Source organism: Serratia sp. CY74737, from assembly GCF_052166775.1.
GTDB classification, from domain to species: domain Bacteria; phylum Pseudomonadota; class Gammaproteobacteria; order Enterobacterales; family Enterobacteriaceae; genus Serratia; species Serratia ureilytica.
On sequence record NZ_JBJNOF010000016.1, the window covers coordinates 36,315 to 53,449 of the forward strand.

Below are 17,135 nucleotides of genomic sequence, written 5' to 3' on the forward strand. Positions count from 1 at the left end.
AAGGTAAGCCTAGGAAACCCGAATTTTGAGGCAATAATGAGCAGAGTCAAACTTGCCGTGATCGGCAATGGCATGGTCGGCCACCGGTTCATCGAAGATCTGTTGGATAAAGCAGACAAAGACCTATTCGACATCACCGTGTTTTGCGAAGAGCCGCGCATCGCTTACGATCGCGTGCATCTCTCTTCCTATTTCTCGCACCATACCGCCGAAGAGCTGTCGCTGGTGCGCGAAGGCTTTTACGAAAAGCACGGCGTGAAGGTGCTGATCGGCGAACGCGCCATCACCATCAATCGCGACGAGAAAGTCATCCACTCCAATACCGGACGCACCGTCTATTACGACAAGCTGATCATGGCCACCGGCTCCTATCCGTGGATCCCGCCGATTAAAGGCTCGGATAGCCAGGACTGCTTCGTTTACCGCACCATCGAAGACCTGAACGCCATTGAAGCCTGCGCGCGCCGCAGCAAACGCGGCGCGGTGGTCGGCGGCGGGCTGTTGGGGCTGGAAGCCGCCGGCGCGCTGAAAAGCCTGGGGGTGGAAACGCACGTGATCGAGTTCGCTCCGGTGCTGATGGCCGAACAGCTCGACCCGATGGGCGGTGACCAGCTGCGCCGCAAGATCGAGCGCATGGGCGTCAAGGTACACACCGGGAAAAACACCCAGGAGATCGTCAACGGCGGCGGCACGGCGCGCAAAACCCTGCATTTCGCCGACGGCAGCCTGCTGGAAGTGGATTTCATCGTTTTCTCCACCGGCATCCGCGCCCAGGACAAGCTGGCGCGTCAATGCGGACTGGAGATCGGCCGCCGCGGCGGCATCGCCATCAACGACTGCTGCCAGACATCGGATCCGGACGTGTACGCCATCGGTGAGTGCGCCGCCTGGCGCGATCGCACCTTCGGCCTGGTGGCGCCGGGTTACAAAATGGCGCAGGTGGCCGCCGATCACCTGCTGGGCCGCGAAAACGGCTTCCAGGGTGCCGATATGAGCGCCAAACTGAAACTGCTGGGCGTAGACGTCGGCGGCATCGGCGATGCCCACGGCCGCACCGAGGGCGCCCGCAGCTACGTTTATCTGGATGAGAGCAAAGAGGTCTACAAACGCATCGTGGTCAGCGCCGACAACAAAACCCTGCTCGGCGCAGTGTTGGTCGGCGATACCAGCGATTACGGCAACCTGCTGCAGCTGGCGCTGAACGGCATCGCGCTGCCGGAAAACCCGGACGGCCTGATCCTGCCGGCCCATGCGGGCAGCAAGCCGGCCATCGGCGTGGATTCGCTGCCGGAAAGCGCGCAGATTTGCTCCTGCTTCGACGTCAGCAAAGGCGACATCATCCGGGCAGTCAACCAAGGCTGTCACACCGTGGCGGCGCTGAAAGCCGAAACCAAGGCCGGCACCGGCTGCGGCGGCTGCATCCCGCTGCTTACTCAGGTGTTGAACGCCGAGCTGAGCAAGCAAGGCATCGAGGTCAACCACCACCTGTGCGAACACTTCGCCTATTCACGCCAGGAGCTGTTCCACCTGATCCGCGTCGAAGGCATCAAGTCGTTCGAGGCGTTATTGGCCAAATACGGCAAAGGCTACGGCTGCGAAGTCTGCAAACCGACCGTCGGCTCGCTGCTGGCCTCGTGCTGGAACGAATACATCCTCAAACCGCAGCACACGCCGCTGCAGGATACCAACGACAACTTCCTCGGCAATATCCAGAAAGACGGCACTTACTCGGTGATACCGCGCTCCGCCGGCGGCGAAATCACCCCGGACGGCCTGCTGGCCATCGGACAGATCGCCAAAGAGTACAACCTTTACACCAAAATGACCGGCTCGCAGCGCATCGGCATGTTCGGCGCGCAGAAAGACGACCTGCCGGCCATCTGGCGCAAGCTGCTCGCCGCAGGCTTTGAAACCGGGCACGCATACGCCAAGGCGCTGCGCATGGCGAAAACCTGCGTCGGCAGCACCTGGTGCCGCTATGGCGTCGGCGACAGCGTCGGTTTCGGCGTCACGCTGGAACATCGCTACAAAGGCATCCGCACCCCACACAAAATGAAATTCGGCGTCTCGGGCTGTACCCGGGAATGCGCCGAAGCGCAGGGCAAGGACGTCGGCATCATCGCCACCGAGAACGGCTGGAACCTGTATGTTTGCGGCAACGGCGGCATGAAACCGCGCCACGCCGACCTGCTGGCCGCCGATCTCGATAGCGAGACCCTGGTGCGCTACCTTGACCGTTTCATGATGTTCTATATCCGCACCGCCGATAAGCTGCAGCGCACCTCGGTATGGCTGGAGAGCCTGGAAGGCGGCATCGATTACCTGCGCAAGGTGATCGTCAACGACAAGCTCGGCATCAACGAGCAGCTGGAAGCGGATATCGCCCGCCTGCGCGAGGCGGTGATCTGCGAGTGGAAAGAAACCGTCGAGCACCCGGAAACGCAGCTGCGCTTCGCCCACTTCATCAACAGCCCGCTGCGCGATCCGAACGTGCAGGTGGTGGCCGAACGTGACCAACATCGCCCGGCGCGCCCTGACGAGCGCATTGCCGTCACCCTGATCGACACCGAGGAGAGCCAAGCATGAGCCAGTGGATTACCGTTTGCCCCATCGCCGACATCCTGCCCGGCACCGGCGTGTGCGCCCTGATCGGCGATCGGCAGGTGGCGGTGTTCCGCCCCTATGCCGACGAACAGGTGTTCGCCATCAGCAATATCGACCCGTTCGCCCAGGCCAGCGTGCTGTCGCGCGGGCTGATCGCCGAGCATCAGGGGGAGTTGTGGGTCGCCAGCCCGCTGAAGAAACAGCGTTTCCGCCTGTACGATGGCCACTGCCTGGAAGATGACAGCCGCTCCGTCGCCAGCTTCACCAGCCGGGTGGTCGACGGCATCGTGCAAGTCGCGGCATAACCTTTCGGGGGCGCATCCCGCCCCCACGCCGATAACCCCGAGGAATGCCGATGGACTACCTGCCGATTTTCTGCCAACTGCAACACAAAGCCTGCCTGCTGGTCGGCGGCGGCGAAATCGCCGAACGCAAGGCGCGCCTGCTGCTGGACGCCGGCGCGGCGCTGACCGTCAACGCCCTGGCCTTCAGCCCGCAGTTCCACCAGTGGGCGGCAGAAGGCCTGTTGACGCTGGCCGAGGGCGAATTCAGCCCGGCCCTGCTGACGGAAAAATGGTTGGTGATCGCCGCCACTGACCGGCTGGAGGTCAACGCGCGGGTGTACCAGTGCGCCAACCAGCAGCGGGTGTTCTGCAACGTGGTCGATGACCCGAAACGCGCCAGCTTTATCATGCCGTCGATCATCGATCGTTCACCGATCGTGGTGGCGGTGTCCTCCGGCGGCAAAGCGCCGGTGTTGGCGCGGTTGCTGCGCGAGAAGCTGGAAGCGCTGCTGCCGCAACACCTCGGCAAGCTGGCGCAGCTCGGCGGATCGCTGCGTCAACGGGTGAAACAGCGCTTCAGCAGCCTCGGCGCGCGCCGCCGCTTCTGGGAGCGGCTGTTCGCTCACGATCGGCTGGCGCAATCGCTGGCCAATGACGACGCGGCTCTGGCCGAACGCCAGCTCGAACAGCTGTTCAGCGAACGGCCGGAGGATCGCGGTGAAGTGGTGCTGGTGGGCGCCGGGCCGGGCGATGCCGGCCTGCTGACGCTGAAAGGGCTGCAACAGATCCAGCAGGCCGACGTGGTGGTTTACGACCGGCTGGTCTCCGAAGCGATCATGACGCTGGTGCGTCGCGACGCCGAGCGCATCTTCGTTGGCAAACGCGCCGGCCATCACTGCGTGCCGCAGGAGCAGATCAACCACATCCTGCTGCAGCAAGCGCGGCAAGGCAAACGCGTGGTGCGCCTGAAGGGCGGCGATCCCTTTATCTTCGGCCGCGGCGGCGAAGAGCTGGAAACGCTGGCGGACGCCAACGTACCGTTCTCGGTGGTGCCGGGCATCACCGCCGCCTCCGGCTGTTCCGCCTACAGCGGCATCCCGCTCACCCACCGCGACCACGCGCAGAGCGTGCGTCTGGTGACCGGCCACGCCAAGGCCGACGGTGGATTGGACTGGGCGACACTGGCCGCCGGGCAACAGACGCTGGTGTTCTATATGGGGCTATCGCAGGCGGCGGAGATCCAGCGCCGGCTGATCGCGAACGGACTGCCGGCCGCTACGCCGGTGGCGCTGGTGGAAAACGGCACTTCCTGTCGCCAGCGGGTGATCGAAGGCGAGCTCGGCCATCTGGGCGCCCTGTCACTGCAGGCCGCCAGCCCCAGCCTGATCATCGTCGGCAGCGTGGTCAGCCTGCGCAGCAAGCTTAATTGGTTCGCCAGCGAAGCCCCGCCCGCCGGCCTGGCGCAAATGGCGTGATACCGACGTAAAAAAAGCGGCCCAAGGCCGCTTTTTTTATTTGCGCCGGCGTTACGCCTGCGGCGGTACGAAACCGACGGCCTGATAAACCTTCGCTAGGGTTTCCTGCGCGCGTGCGCGAGCCTTGGCGGCGCCGTCGCGCATCACCTGCTGCAGGTAGGCTTCGTCGTTGCGGAAGCGGTGGTAACGCTCCTGCAGCTCAGCCAGCATGCCGGAGACGGCTTCCGCCACCGCGCCTTTCAGGTGGCCGTACATTTGGCCTTCGAACTCGGCTTCCAGCTGCGCGATGCTCTTGCCGGTGACGCCGGCGAGGATGTCCAACAGGTTGGAGACGCCCGCCTTGTTGACCACGTCGTAACGCACGACAGGCGGCTCTTCCGAGTCGGTCATTGCGCGTTTGATCTTTTTGGTCACCGCTTTCGGATCTTCCAGCAGGCCGATCACGTTGTTGCGGTTATCGTCCGACTTGGACATCTTCTTGGTCGGTTCCTGCAGCGACATCACGCGTGCGCCGGATTTAGGAATAAACGGTTCCGGCACTTTGAACACGTCGCCGTACAGCGCGTTGAAACGCTGGCCCACGTCGCGGCTCAGTTCCAGGTGTTGTTTCTGGTCTTCGCCCACCGGCACCTGATTGGTTTGATACAGCAGGATGTCCGCCGCCATCAGCACCGGATAGCTGAACAGCCCGGCGTTGATGTTCTCCGCGTAGCGTGCGGATTTGTCTTTGAACTGCGTCATGCGGCTCAGTTCGCCGAAATAGGTGTAGCAGTTCAGCACCCAGCTCAGCTGCGTGTGCTCAGGCACATGCGACTGCACGAAGATGGTGCTTTTTTCCGGATCGATACCGCAGGCCAGATACAGCGCCAGCGTATCCAGCGTGGCTTTGCGCAGCTTTTCGGCGTCTTGGCGCACGGTGATGGCATGCAGATCGACGATGCAGTAGATGCAGTCGTAGTCGTCCTGCATCTGCACCCACTGACGCAGCGCACCCATGTAGTTGCCGATGGTCAGTTCGCCGGACGGCTGCGCGCCGCTAAATACGATGGGCTTACTCATGTTTAAATTTCCTGATTCTCTAAAGATGACAGCCCAAGAGCGGGCAACAAATCGGCGAAGCGCTCCAACACCCGATCGGGGTGGCTCAGGGCGATCGATTCGCCGTAGTTATAACCGTAGGTAAAACCGACGCTCGGGCAACCGGCACCCTGCGCGGCTTGAATATCGTTGCGCGAATCGCCGACGAACAGCAGCTCATGCGCCCGCAACCCTAGCTTGCCGAGCACCAGATACAACGGCGCCGGGTGCGGTTTCTTTTCCGTCACGTCGTCGCCGCCGATCACCAGCGAGAAATAGTCGCCAATGCCCAACGATGCCAGCAGCGGCGCCACGAACGGCGTCGGCTTATTGGTCACCAACGCCATCGGGTAACCGTGCGCGGCCAGTCGGGCCAGCGTCTCTTGCACCTGCGGGAACAGGCGGCTACCGCTGTCGACGGTCTGCGCGTAGAAATGGTCGAAGCGTTCACGCAGCCGGCTGCACTGCTCCGCCGTGCCTTCCGCTTCCGCCCAGCGCAGCGCGCGCTGCACCAGCACGTCGGCGCCGTTGCCGATCCAGGTGCCAACCCGTTCTTCACCCGCCTGCGGCAAGCCCGTCTCTTCCAGCGCCATATCGATGGCGGCCGCCAGGCCCGGCGCGCTGTCGACCAGCGTGCCGTCCAGATCGAAGGCCAATGCGCGGATCGCGCCGAAATCAGCCATGGGAAACCTTCGCCAGCTCGCTGCGCATCTCGTCGATCACCTTGCGGTAGTCCGGCTGGCCAAAGATGGCGGAACCGGCGACGAACATATCGGCGCCTGCGGCGGCGATTTCGGCAATATTATCCACCTTCACGCCGCCGTCGACTTCGAGACGGATATCGCGACCGCTGTCGTCGATCAGCTTGCGCACCTGGCGCAGCTTGTCCAGGGTACCGTGGATGAACGACTGGCCGCCGAAGCCCGGGTTGACCGACATCAGCAGGATCACGTCGATTTTATCCATCACGTAATCGAGATAACTCAGCGGCGTGGCCGGGTTGAACACCAGGCCGGCTTTACAGCCGTGCTCTTTGATCAGCTGAATGGTGCGATCGACATGTTCGGAGGCTTCAGGGTGGAAAGAGATATAAGACGCGCCGGCCTTGGCGAAGTCAGGCACGATGCGGTCCACCGGCTTGACCATCAGATGCACGTCAATCGGCGCGGTAATGCCGTAGTTGCGCAGCGCTTCGCACACCATCGGACCGATGGTCAGATTGGGCACGTAGTGGTTGTCCATGACGTCGAAGTGCACCACGTCGCCGCCTGCGGCCAGCACGTTAGCGGTATCTTCACCTAACCGGGCAAAATCTGCCGACAGAATGGACGGGGCAATCAAAAACTTTTTCATCCGCTTCTCCAAACGTAGGGTCGAGTTGTTATGCGCCGGGGTGCACCCCGGCTTAGCGATACAGCGCCAAAAGCTCGTTCACTTTGCTGCGGCCGAGAATATTGCGGCTGATCGTGCGGCGCGCTTTCACCACATACAGCGCAGCATGCTGGTACCAGTCGCGCGTCAGCTCGGTATCGTGATTGGAAATCAATACCGGCACCCGGCTCTCTACCGAGAGCTGATGCGCCAGATGCGCCAGGCTCTGCTGATCGGCGATGCTGAAGCTGTTGGTGTGGTAAGCGGTGAAATTCGCCGTCGCCGACAGCGGCGCATAAGGCGGATCGCAATACACCACGGCGCCGGCTGCAGCCTTCGCCATGGTATCGCGGTAATGCTCACAGACAAAAGTGGCATTGCGCGATTTTTCAGCAAACCAGTAGAGCTCTTCTTCCGGGAAGTACGGTTTCTTGTACCGGCCAAACGGCACATTGAACTCGCCGCGCAAGTTATAGCGGCACAGGCCGTTATAGCAGTGACGGTTCAGGTACAGGAACAGCAGCGCCCGGCGGTAAGGCTCGGTGCTAGTATTGAACTCTTCTCGCAGCAGGTAAAACTGATCCGAGTTATTGAATTCATCGGCGAAAAGCGTGCGGGCATCACGCACGAAGTCATCCGTGCGCAGCTTAACGATGTTATACAGGTTGATAAGATCGCTATTGATGTCGGCGAGAATGTAGGCGTCGTAATCCGTATTCAGAAAGACGGATCCCGCACCCACGAAGGGCTCGATTAAGCAGTCTCCCGCCGGCAGATGGCGACGAATCTCATCTACCAGCGGGTATTTTCCACCAGCCCATTTTAAAAAAGCGCGGTTTTTCTTCATGCCGTCAATTAGCTACTTATACAATTCAGAGCGGCGGATTGTACTCTGTTTCAGACAGCACATCAGCGCACAAATTTAAATGATTTATTTTTTAAGATCTTGCTGCACTTGGTGTACAGGTCGAACCCATGGTTTTTTCGCCTGCACATCGGCCGGCAACGAAGCAATGGCGCGCTTCGCTTCAGCAGAAGACGCATAGTTGCCGCTCACCAGCACGTACCACGGCTTGCCGTCACGCTTGGTGGCATACACCAGGTAATTCTGCAGCTTCTGCTGTTTGGCGTAGGCGTTCAGCGTATCGGAACGCGAAGCGCTGCTCAGTTGCAAGGTATAGTGGCTGCCCGGCGCAGACTGCACAGAACTGCCGCTGCTGGCGACCGCTCCCGCTTTCGCGGTGGAAGACGGTTTGGCCGGCGGCGTATACACCGTAGTCGGTGATTTATGCTGCGTTGCGGTCGGTTTGGCGGCGGCGGTTTTCGCCGGCGTTTTATGCTGTTGCGGGGCAGTGCCCTGCACAGGACGCGTCGCTTCGCGCGCTGCGGCGCCGCTCATCACCGTCGCCGGTGCGGTCGGCAACGTCGACGCTGCGCCGGTCATGCCCTGCGTAGCGGCGTCAACCTGCCCCTGCTGCTGCGACAGCGCATCCGCCATGTTGCCCGGCAAATCGACGCGCTGCTGCGCACCGCCTTGCTGAGGCTGCGTTTGCGCTTCGGTCGGCGTGCCGGAGATCGGCGGAACGCTGACGTTCTGCGGTTGCTGCGGCTGAGTCGCGCTCACGCCGTTATTATCGTGGGTATCCGTCGTGCCGCCCGGCACGCCGTTATTGGCGGTGGTCAGCGACGAAGAACCGGACAGATTGATATCGCGGGCCGCGCCGTTTTGCGCGCCGCTCTCCTGCGCCGCTTCATGTTTGGTCGGCGCCTTCAGGGCTGAACCGATGCCGATAATCAGCAGCAGCAGCACCAAAATGCCGATGCCAATCATCAAATGCTGGCGCGAAACGGCGAAGCGCGGCGCGGCGGCCGGCTTGCGCGAACGCGTAGGACGACGATCGCTGCTATCAGGTCTGAGATCGTCTTCCGGTTTAAACTCGTCCATCTGAAACCCTCCAACTAGAGGCAAAAGCCCACCACCGTAGACCTACCGTGGCACGGGCGGATTAACCCGATGATGGCAAAGCGACACCCGTCGTGCTCTGCTCACTGTATTAATATAGATGCTAATGGCGGCTAAGCCACTGTTACTTAGTCCGATTTAATTACGCTTCCGCTCAGGCAAGCAGGCGGCGATCGACGCCAGCACCAGCTCATGCCCTACGCCGCCGCGCACTTCCGCCGCACCGATCGCGGTCGGCAACACCAGACGCAGTTCCCCCGCCAGCACTTTCTTGTCGCGCAACATGTGCGGCAAGTAGGATTCCGGCGTCATTTCCTGCGGCCCGCAGACCGGCAAGCCGGCGCGCAGCAGCAGCGCTTTGATGCGCTCGATGTCTTCAACGGAGAACTGGCCGAGACGGTGCGCGGTTTCCGCCGCCATCACCATGCCCGCAGCCACCGCCTCACCGTGCAGCCACACGCCGTAGCCCATCTCGGCTTCGATAGCATGGCCGTAAGTATGGCCCAGATTCAACAGGGCGCGCAGACCGCTTTCGCGTTCGTCTGCGGCCACCACCTCGGCCTTCAGCTCGCAGCAGCGGCGAATACAGTAGGCCAACGCCTGCATATCCAACGCCATCAGCGCATCGATGTTATGTTCCAACCAGACGAAAAACTCGCGATCGAGGATGATCCCGTATTTGATGACTTCGGCCAGGCCGGAAGAGAGTTCACGCGTCGGCAGCGTTTTCAGGCAATCCAGATCAACCACCACCGAAGCGGGTTGATAGAAAGCGCCGATCATGTTTTTGCCGAGCGGGTGGTTGACGGCGGTCTTGCCGCCCACGGAGGAGTCCACCTGCGACAGCAGCGTGGTGGGAACCTGAATGAAGCGCACGCCGCGTTGGTAGCACGCGGCGGCGAAGCCGGTCAGATCGCCGACAACGCCGCCACCGAGCGCGATCAGCGTGGTATCGCGCCCGTGCGGTTTTTCGAGCAGCGCCGAAAACACCTGCTCCAACACCGCCAGAGATTTGTACTGCTCACCATCGGGAAGAATCACCTGATCCACCACGACGCCGCTCTGCTCCAGCACCTGCCGGACACGCTCCAGATAGAGCGGCGCCAGGGTCTGGTTGGTGACCAACATCGCTTGTTCACCCGCCTTTAACGGCATAAAAGAAGCCGGATCGTCAAACAATCCGGCGGCGATGGTAATCGGGTAGCTGCGCTCCCCAAGCGTTACAGTAATTCTCTCCATGTCGCGCTTAGTTCTCTGTATGGTACGGCGGTGGTTGATCCCCGCAACGGCGGGGAACACAAATCAGTATTCCGCATTAGCCGACGGCGAACGCGAAAATCGGCAATCAGTTGCTTTCCAGCATGTTGATGATCTGGTTGGCAACCACTTTAGCGCTCTGATCGTCGGTGCGAATGGTGACATCGGCAATCTCTTCATACAACGGATTGCGTTCTTTCGCCAAAGCTTCCAGCACTTCACGCGGCGGAGAATCAACCTGCAGCAGCGGGCGTTTTTTATCACGCTGGGTACGAGCCAACTGCTTTTCGATCGTGGTTTCGAGATAAACCACCACGCCGCGCGCGGACAGACGGTTGCGCGTTTCGCGCGACTTCACCGAACCGCCGCCGGTCGCCAACACAATCCCTTGTTTTTCCGTCAGTTCATTAATGACTTTTTCTTCACGATCGCGGAAACCTTCTTCCCCTTCCACGTCGAATACCCAGCCCACGTCAGCTCCGGTACGTCGCTCAATTTCTTGATCGGAGTCGAAGAACTCCATATTGAGTTGCTGAGCTAACTGACGGCCAATAGTGCTTTTGCCGGCACCCATAGGCCCAACCAGAAAGATATTGCGTTTCTCTGCCATGTTTTTCGGTATTACTAAGACAATTCGTTAATGTTAACCCGCCCCGCCAATCAAATCAGCGGCGGGACCTAAACTGAAACCTCATGAGCGATAGTGCGAGATCAGACGAAAAATTATCTCAACACTCTTGGTAGTTTGGCAACCGAATAAATCGCAATCCACGCCGCGGGAGGGAAACCATATGTTTTTAACGGCGTCTTGGCGCTAACAAAAAACCTCGGTGCTCAATTCGGTAACCCTTGTAAGCTAAATCGGCCGCAGCGTCAAACGCAGATCCCCCCAAGGGGATAAAAAAGTGTATCTGCTCATCAACTTTAGGCGATTTGCCGCCCGGCCGACAGGCCGCCGCTTATCCCTTAATCAGGGTCGGCGTAATAAAGATCACCAGCTCGCGTTTTTTCTGTTGTGCGCCGCTCTGCCGGAACAAGCCTCCCAGCAGCGGCGCATCCCCCAATCCCGGCACCTTGTCCGCCGTCTTGCCGCGATGCCGTTGAAAAATGCCGCCGAGCACCAGGGTTTCGCCGTTTTTCACCGTGATCTGCGTCTTAATCTCCTGTTTATCGATGGTCAACGCCTCTCCGGCCCCTCGTCTGATGGCGCGCCCCGGCATATTTTGGCTGATCTGCAGCGTCAGCGTGATGCGCCCGTCCGGCAACACCTTCGGCGTCACCTCCATGCCCAGCACCGCCTCTTTAAACTCGATGGCGGTCGCACCGCTGGCGCCGCTGGACACTTCATAAGGGATCTCCGTCCCTTGCTTGATGCTGGCGGTTTGCAGATGCGCCGTCAGGAGACGCGGGCTGGCGATGATCTCCACCTGATTTTCCTGCTCCAGCGCCGTGAGTTCCAGGCTCAACAAACGCCCGCTGATGCGCGCCAGATGGAAACCGGCGTTCACCACGCTGCGCTCCAACGGCAGGTTAACGCCGATATTGCCCGGCCGCAGCGGCCGCGCCGGCCTGTCGTCGGGCGCCAATCCCCAACGCACGCCGAGCTCACGCAGGCTTTCGCTGTTGATGGTCACGATATGCGCCGCCAGTTGCACCTGTGCCAGCGGCGCATCCATTTCCGTTATCCGCTTTTTCAACTGCGCCACAATCGGCGCGGTGTCGCGGAGCAGCAGCGTATTGGTGCGTTTATCCGCCAACACGCTGCCACGCTCGCTGAGCAAGGCGCCACGTTGGGCGTTGAGGCTTTCGGCAATTTCCGCCGCATCGCCGTTTTGCACGGTCATCGTCAGGCTGTGCAAGGGTTGCCGCTGCGCCAGCGCCTCTTGCTGCTGTCTTTTTTCCCGCGCATCCGGCTCCGGGGAGATCAGCATCACGTTACCCTCCCGCGTCATCGTCAGTTTGCCCATACGCAGGGTCAGCGCCAGCGCCTGTGGCCAGGGCACATCCTCCAGCCGCAGCGTCAGGTTGCCGCTCACGCCCGGCGCGGCGATCAGGTTCATCTGCCGATAATCCGCCAAGGCCTGCAGGATGACCGTGACCGGCGCATCCTGAAACTCCAATGAGATTATCTGTTTATCCTGAGCCTGCGCGGCGCCGAGCGCCAAACACCCTAGCGCCAAGCCCAGTCCAGCGCGTCCTTTCATGATTTGTCATCCTTGTCGTCGATCATCAGCGATATGTCGTCGCGGCTCGTCGGGCACTCCGGATCGGCCGTCAGCGCCTTCAACGTCAGGCTGCGCGCCTGCACCTGCGTCACCTGCCAGCGCTCGGCAAGCACCCGTTGTTGCGGCCGCAGGCGCAACCATTGCCCCGCCGGCGTCACCACCCAGCCATAGCGCTGCGTCGGTTGCCCGATGACGCCTTTCAATCGCCAGCCCGCCGGGGATGTCTCTGTCTGGGCGCAAGCAGGCATCGGAGGCGGCGCAAACGGGTCGCGCGGTTCGGCGCATAAGGCCCACGGCCATAGCAGCCACCACCAACGGCCGGATCTTTTACTCATCGGCCAGCTCCTCGGCGGCATCCTGTAAAACCAACCGCGCCGTCATGCCCTGCGGCGGCGTCTCCACGCCCAATTGTTCGAGACGCAAATCGGCGGGCAGCGCCTCCAGCATCGCCAACAAACCGGGGTAGTCAATGCGCAAGCTCAGCGTCTGCCGCGGTGGTTTTTCCTGCCGCTGCCAGCGCAATAAGGCGCCCCCCGCCCGTTGCAGCCCGTTCGTCAGATCGCCGGTGGCGGCCGGAGCGAGCGGCGTCGGCGGTATCAGGGCGACCGGCGCCTCGTCCAGTTGGCGCTGCGCCACGGCGATCTGTTGCAGCAGGCGCTGTTGCCTCTCTGTCGCACTTTCCCGCTGACGCCATTCGTCTTGCAGCATCCAGCCCCCGCCCAACAACGCCAACGTGCCGATGCCCAGCCATTGCGCGGCCAGCAATCGCCGGCCCGACAGGCCCAGCAAGAAGCGCAGCCCGGATGGCAAACGGTTATCCATCACGCCCCCATTGCGCCACCAGATGAAAGGCGTACAGGCCGTCGTCGCGTTGCGCCACCTCCGCCAAACGCAGCCGCGGTAACGCGGGAATCCCCGCCAGCCGCCGTTCGAACTGCGAAATGGCGGCAGGAGAACGGCTCAATCCACGCAGCCGCAGGCCGTTCGCCGCATCGCTGTCCAACGCCGTGAGCCACAGCGGTGGGGGGAGGCAGGAGGAGAGTTGCTGCAGCAGTTGCAAATAACGCCGGTTATGTTGGGCATTGCGCGCCTGCCGTTCAGCGAGGGCGCTGTATCGCGCCCGTTGCGCCCGCTCTTGCTGCTGCTGACGGACGAGCAGCGTCACTGCCGCCAGCTCTTCTTCCAACAGCGCCAGCCGCTCCTGGCGCTGCGCCTGTTGATGACGCAGTTGGCCGGCGACGAGGCCCCCTGCCAGCAACAACACCGTTATCTGCAACAGCAACACGCCCAGCCAGAAGCAGCCGCGCCGCCGATCGCGACGTTGCCGCCAGGGCAAAAAGTTGACCTGGTACATCAGCGGTCCTCCTCGCGCAGCGCCAGACCGCCGGCCAACGCGAACGCTGAGGGATGCACGGGCAACGGCGGACGCAGCTGCGTGAAGGCGCTGAGCGGCGACCAGGAAAGGCAGCCGACGGGCAAGGCTCCTGCCAGCACGCTGCCGGCATAGACCGGTCGATCATCGTCCGCCGGCATCTGGGCTTGCAGCGCCCGCAGCGCCTGCGCGTCATCGTCGCCCGGCGTCAGCCCGAACGCGAACGCGCCGTCGGCCGGCGCCACCCACAGCCATTCTCGCTCGAGACGATGCATCAGCCCCGCGGTGTGCGGCACGCCCGCCGCCGTCGCCATCATCCGCAGCGCGCAGGGCGTAATATCGACCGCTTGCGGATGCAGGCCCGCCTGGCGCAGACAGTGCAGCCACTGCTGCAGCTCCTGCCGCCGCGCGGCGGTCAACAGCAGCGCCGCCCCCTCCGCCGGCGCAGCGCGATAGTCGAGCGCCAGCGTCTGGCCGTCGAGTGGGAACTGCTTCACGCCGTGGCCAACGATATAGTCGCTGCGTTCCGGCTCGCGCAGCCGCGCGTCCGGCTGCGCCATGCACTGTTGCAACACCCGCTGCGCCGGCAGGGCAATGCGTAAGGAAATATGTCGCGGCAGTTGGACGCGCCATTGCCGCAGCGCCCGGATCAGGGCTTCGGAAGGTGCCAGGCAGCCGTCGCGTAAAACCGCCTGCGGCAGCGTCTGTTGCCACCAGTGACGCAGTTGCCAGCCGTTGCGGCGGCGTTGGACCGCCAGCGCCCGCACGCAGTCGATTTGTATATCCAGCCCCACCTGCCATGCTTGAGGGAACATGTTTCACAAGCCTCCATAACATCCGATGATAAAAGAACATATCCATGTCGCAGGCTTGCCTTTATACTACCGCGCGGTTGTTTATAAACTGCCCAAATGACTTAGAAATGGGAAATCTCAGGTGAAGTTCGTAAAGTATTTACTAATCCTTGCAGTATGTTGCATCGTGCTGGGAGCAGCCTCGATTTTCGGCTTGTACAAATATGTCGAGCCGCAGCTGCCCGACGTCGCAACGCTGAAAGACGTGCGGCTGCAGATACCGATGCAGGTTTACAGCGCCGATGGCGAACTGATCGCCCAGTACGGCGAGAAGCGCCGCATTCCGCTGAAGTTGGATCAAATTCCGCCGGTGATGGTGCACGCATTTATCGCCACCGAAGACAGCCGCTTCTATGATCACCACGGTGTCGATCCGGTCGGCATCTTCCGCGCGGCCTCCATCGCGTTGGTCTCCGGCCACGCTTCCCAGGGGGCCAGCACCATTACCCAACAGCTGGCGCGTAACTTCTTCTTAAGCCCGGAACGCACCCTGATGCGTAAAATCAAGGAAGCCTTCCTGGCGGTACGCATCGAGCAGATGCTGACCAAAGATGAAATCCTTGAGCTGTATCTGAACAAGATCTACCTGGGTTACCGCGCATACGGCGTGGGCGCCGCCGCGCAGGTCTATTTCGGCAAGGACGTCAGCCAGCTCACCCTGAGCGAGATGGCGACCATCGCCGGCCTGCCGAAAGCGCCGTCCACCTTCAACCCGCTCTATTCGCACGATCGCGCCGTTGCCCGTCGCAACGTAGTGCTGTCGCGCATGCTGGACGAACACTACATCACGCAGGCGCAGTACGATCAGGCGCGTTCTGAAGATTTGGTCGCCAACTACCATGCGCCGGAAATCAGCTTCTCCGCCCCGTATCTCTCCGAGATGGTGCGTCAGGAGATGATCAAGCGCTACGGTGAAAACGCCTATACCGACGGTTATAAGGTTTACACCACCGTGACCAAACGGCTGCAGCTGGCGGCGCAGGAATCGGTGCGCAATAACGTGTTGGCCTATGACATGCGCCACGGCTATCGCGGCCCGTCAAACGTGCTGTGGAAAGTCGGCGAAGCGGCCTGGGATCGCAAACAGATTGTCGACTCGCTGAAAAACCTGCCGAACTACGGCCCGCTGGCGCCGGCGGTCATCACCGCCGCCAACCCGCAGGAAGCGACGGCGATGCTGGCCGACGGCAGCAGCATTGCCCTGCCGATGGCCACCATGCGCTGGGCGCGCCCATACCGTTCAGACACTCAGCAAGGCCCAACGCCGAAACGCGTCACCGACGTGGTGCAGCCAGGCCAGCAGGTCTGGGTGCGTAAAGTGAACGAGGCCTGGTGGCTGTCGCAGGTGCCGGACGTCAACTCGGCGCTGGTTTCCATCAACCCGAACGACGGCGCGGTGAAAGCGCTGGTCGGCGGCTTCGATTTCAACCAGAGCAAGTTCAACCGCGTCACGCAGGCCCTGCGTCAGGTGGGCTCGAACATCAAACCGTTCCTGTATACCGCCGCGATGGATAAAGGCCTGACGCTGGCCACCATCCTGAACGACTTGCCGATCACCCGTTGGGATGCCGGCGCCGGCACCGACTGGCGGCCGAAGAACTCGCCGCCGACCTACGATGGCCCGATTCGTCTGCGTCAAGGGCTGGGGCAGTCGAAGAACGTGGTGATGGTGCGCGCGATGCGTGCGATGGGCGTCGACTACGCGGCGGAATATCTGCAGCGCTTCGGCTTCCCGGCACAGAACATCGTGCATACCGAATCGCTGGCGCTGGGCTCCGCTTCCTTCACCCCGATGCAGCTGGTGCGCGGTTACGCGGTGCTGGCGAACGGCGGTTATCTGGTCGATCCGTACTTCATCACCAAAATTGAAGACGACAACGGCAATACGGTGTTCGAAGCCAAACCTAAAGTGGTTTGCAGCAGCTGCAACCTGCCGGTGATCTACGGTGATACTCACCGTTCGGCCGTGCTGTCCGATGACAACATCGAAAACGTCGCCACCTCGCAGGAAGGCAGCAACAGCACGGTGCCGATGCCGCAGCTGGAGCAGGTAACCCCGGCTCAGGTGCAGCAGGACGGCGACCAACAGTATGCGCCGCACGTGATCAGCACGCCGCTGGCCTTCCTGATCCACGACGCGCTGAACAGCAACATCTTCGGTGAACCGGGTTGGATGGGCACCGCCTGGCGCGCCGGGCGCGATCTGAAACGTCATGATATCGGCGGCAAAACCGGTACCACCAACAGTTCCAAAGACGCCTGGTTCTCCGGCTATGGCCCGGATACCGTGACGTCGGTGTGGATCGGCTTCGACGATCACCGCCGCGATCTGGGCCGTTCGACGGTGTCCGGCGCCATCCCGGATCAGATTTCCGGCGGCGAAGGCGGTGCCAAGAGCGCCCAGCCGGCGTGGGACGACTTCATGAAGATCGCGCTGGAAGGCATTCCGGAGCAGAAAGTCACGCCGCCGCCGGGCATCATCAGCGTCACCATCGACAAGAGCAGCGGCAAGCTCTCTGGCGGTGGCGGCGGCAGCCGTTCCGAGTACTTTATCGAAGGAACGCAGCCGACGGACTACCCATCGCGCGATACCGGCACCACGCTGACCGATCCGGGCGGCGAAAGCCACGAGCTGTTCTGATCGAAAAGGGCC

General features: G+C 61.8%; 16 protein-coding genes. 4 read left to right on the plus strand and 12 right to left on the minus strand.

Translation table 11 applies throughout. The features are described from left to right. The first annotated feature begins 36 nt into the window (after window positions 1-36). From nirB to cysG, 3 genes are read left to right on the plus strand one after another with little or no spacing between them, the layout of a single operon-like run. Window positions 37-2,586 carry a nitrite reductase large subunit NirB gene (gene nirB, locus ACJ8PE_RS20880; RefSeq protein ID WP_197795549.1) on the plus strand — a complete coding sequence of 850 codons (2,550 nt, stop codon included), beginning with the start codon at window positions 37-39 and terminating at the stop codon, window positions 2,584-2,586. Next, window positions 2,583-2,909 (plus strand): nitrite reductase small subunit NirD, encoded by a 327-nt coding sequence (gene nirD / locus ACJ8PE_RS20885; RefSeq protein WP_033645269.1) that lies wholly within the window; start codon window positions 2,583-2,585, stop codon window positions 2,907-2,909. Before nirB ends, nirD begins: the two co-directional genes overlap by 4 nt. Before the next feature lie 50 nt (window positions 2,910-2,959). Beyond that, complete coding sequence (gene cysG, locus ACJ8PE_RS20890; RefSeq protein WP_197793270.1) at window positions 2,960-4,363, plus strand: siroheme synthase CysG; 1,404 nt, start codon at window positions 2,960-2,962, stop codon at window positions 4,361-4,363. Window positions 4,364-4,414: 51 nt separating this feature from the next. Here cysG and trpS read toward each other — a convergent pair whose 3' ends face one another. The 12 genes from trpS to pilM all read right to left on the minus strand — a co-directional run bounded on the left by trpS (window position 4,415) and on the right by pilM (window position 14,443). Next, window positions 4,415-5,422: a tryptophan--tRNA ligase gene (trpS, locus tag ACJ8PE_RS20895; protein WP_004930324.1), complete on the minus strand. Its 1,008-nt coding sequence runs from the start codon at window positions 5,420-5,422 to the stop codon at window positions 4,415-4,417. A 2-nt stretch (window positions 5,423-5,424) separates the two neighbouring features. After that, window positions 5,425-6,123, minus strand: a complete 699-nt coding sequence (locus ACJ8PE_RS20900) for a phosphoglycolate phosphatase (RefSeq protein ID WP_197793269.1) — start codon at window positions 6,121-6,123, stop codon at window positions 5,425-5,427. After that, window positions 6,116-6,793: a ribulose-phosphate 3-epimerase gene (rpe, locus tag ACJ8PE_RS20905; protein WP_019456160.1), complete on the minus strand. Its 678-nt coding sequence runs from the start codon at window positions 6,791-6,793 to the stop codon at window positions 6,116-6,118. Before rpe ends, ACJ8PE_RS20900 begins: the two co-directional genes overlap by 8 nt. Window positions 6,794-6,845: 52 nt before the next feature. Beyond that, complete coding sequence (dam, locus tag ACJ8PE_RS20910) at window positions 6,846-7,658, minus strand: adenine-specific DNA-methyltransferase (protein WP_033651736.1); 813 nt, start codon at window positions 7,656-7,658, stop codon at window positions 6,846-6,848. A gap of 84 nt (window positions 7,659-7,742) precedes the next feature. After that, window positions 7,743-8,756, minus strand: a complete 1,014-nt coding sequence (locus ACJ8PE_RS20915; RefSeq protein ID WP_033645274.1) for an SPOR domain-containing protein — start codon at window positions 8,754-8,756, stop codon at window positions 7,743-7,745. A 156-nt stretch (window positions 8,757-8,912) separates the two neighbouring features. After that, window positions 8,913-10,013: a 3-dehydroquinate synthase gene (aroB, locus tag ACJ8PE_RS20920; protein ID WP_046687922.1), complete on the minus strand. Its 1,101-nt coding sequence runs from the start codon at window positions 10,011-10,013 to the stop codon at window positions 8,913-8,915. Between the two features lie 106 nt (window positions 10,014-10,119). Further along, entirely contained in the window at window positions 10,120-10,641 is a 522-nt protein-coding gene (gene aroK / locus ACJ8PE_RS20925; RefSeq protein WP_004391482.1) for a shikimate kinase AroK, read from the minus strand. A gap of 349 nt (window positions 10,642-10,990) precedes the next feature. After that, entirely contained in the window at window positions 10,991-12,235 is a 1,245-nt protein-coding gene (hofQ, locus tag ACJ8PE_RS20930) for a DNA uptake porin HofQ (protein ID WP_197793268.1), read from the minus strand. Beyond that, window positions 12,232-12,591: a HofP DNA utilization family protein gene (locus ACJ8PE_RS20935; RefSeq protein WP_197793267.1), complete on the minus strand. Its 360-nt coding sequence runs from the start codon at window positions 12,589-12,591 to the stop codon at window positions 12,232-12,234. The genes hofQ and ACJ8PE_RS20935 overlap by 4 nt, the downstream gene beginning before the upstream one ends. Beyond that, window positions 12,584-13,078: a hypothetical protein gene (locus ACJ8PE_RS20940; protein ID WP_197793266.1), complete on the minus strand. Its 495-nt coding sequence runs from the start codon at window positions 13,076-13,078 to the stop codon at window positions 12,584-12,586. The genes ACJ8PE_RS20935 and ACJ8PE_RS20940 overlap by 8 nt, the downstream gene beginning before the upstream one ends. After that, complete coding sequence (locus ACJ8PE_RS20945) at window positions 13,071-13,610, minus strand: PilN domain-containing protein (RefSeq protein ID WP_197793265.1); 540 nt, start codon at window positions 13,608-13,610, stop codon at window positions 13,071-13,073. The genes ACJ8PE_RS20940 and ACJ8PE_RS20945 overlap by 8 nt, the downstream gene beginning before the upstream one ends. Continuing rightward, window positions 13,610-14,443 (minus strand): type IV pilus biogenesis protein PilM, encoded by an 834-nt coding sequence (gene pilM / locus ACJ8PE_RS20950; RefSeq protein WP_033651740.1) that lies wholly within the window; start codon window positions 14,441-14,443, stop codon window positions 13,610-13,612. The genes ACJ8PE_RS20945 and pilM overlap by 1 nt, the downstream gene beginning before the upstream one ends. A gap of 121 nt (window positions 14,444-14,564) precedes the next feature. On the opposite strand from pilM, the gene mrcA reads away from it, so the two are divergent. Then, on the plus strand, window positions 14,565-17,123 hold the full coding sequence (gene mrcA / locus ACJ8PE_RS20955; RefSeq protein WP_033645280.1) for a peptidoglycan glycosyltransferase/peptidoglycan DD-transpeptidase MrcA: 2,559 nt from the start codon (window positions 14,565-14,567) through the stop codon (window positions 17,121-17,123). Window positions 17,124-17,135 lie beyond the last annotated feature (12 nt).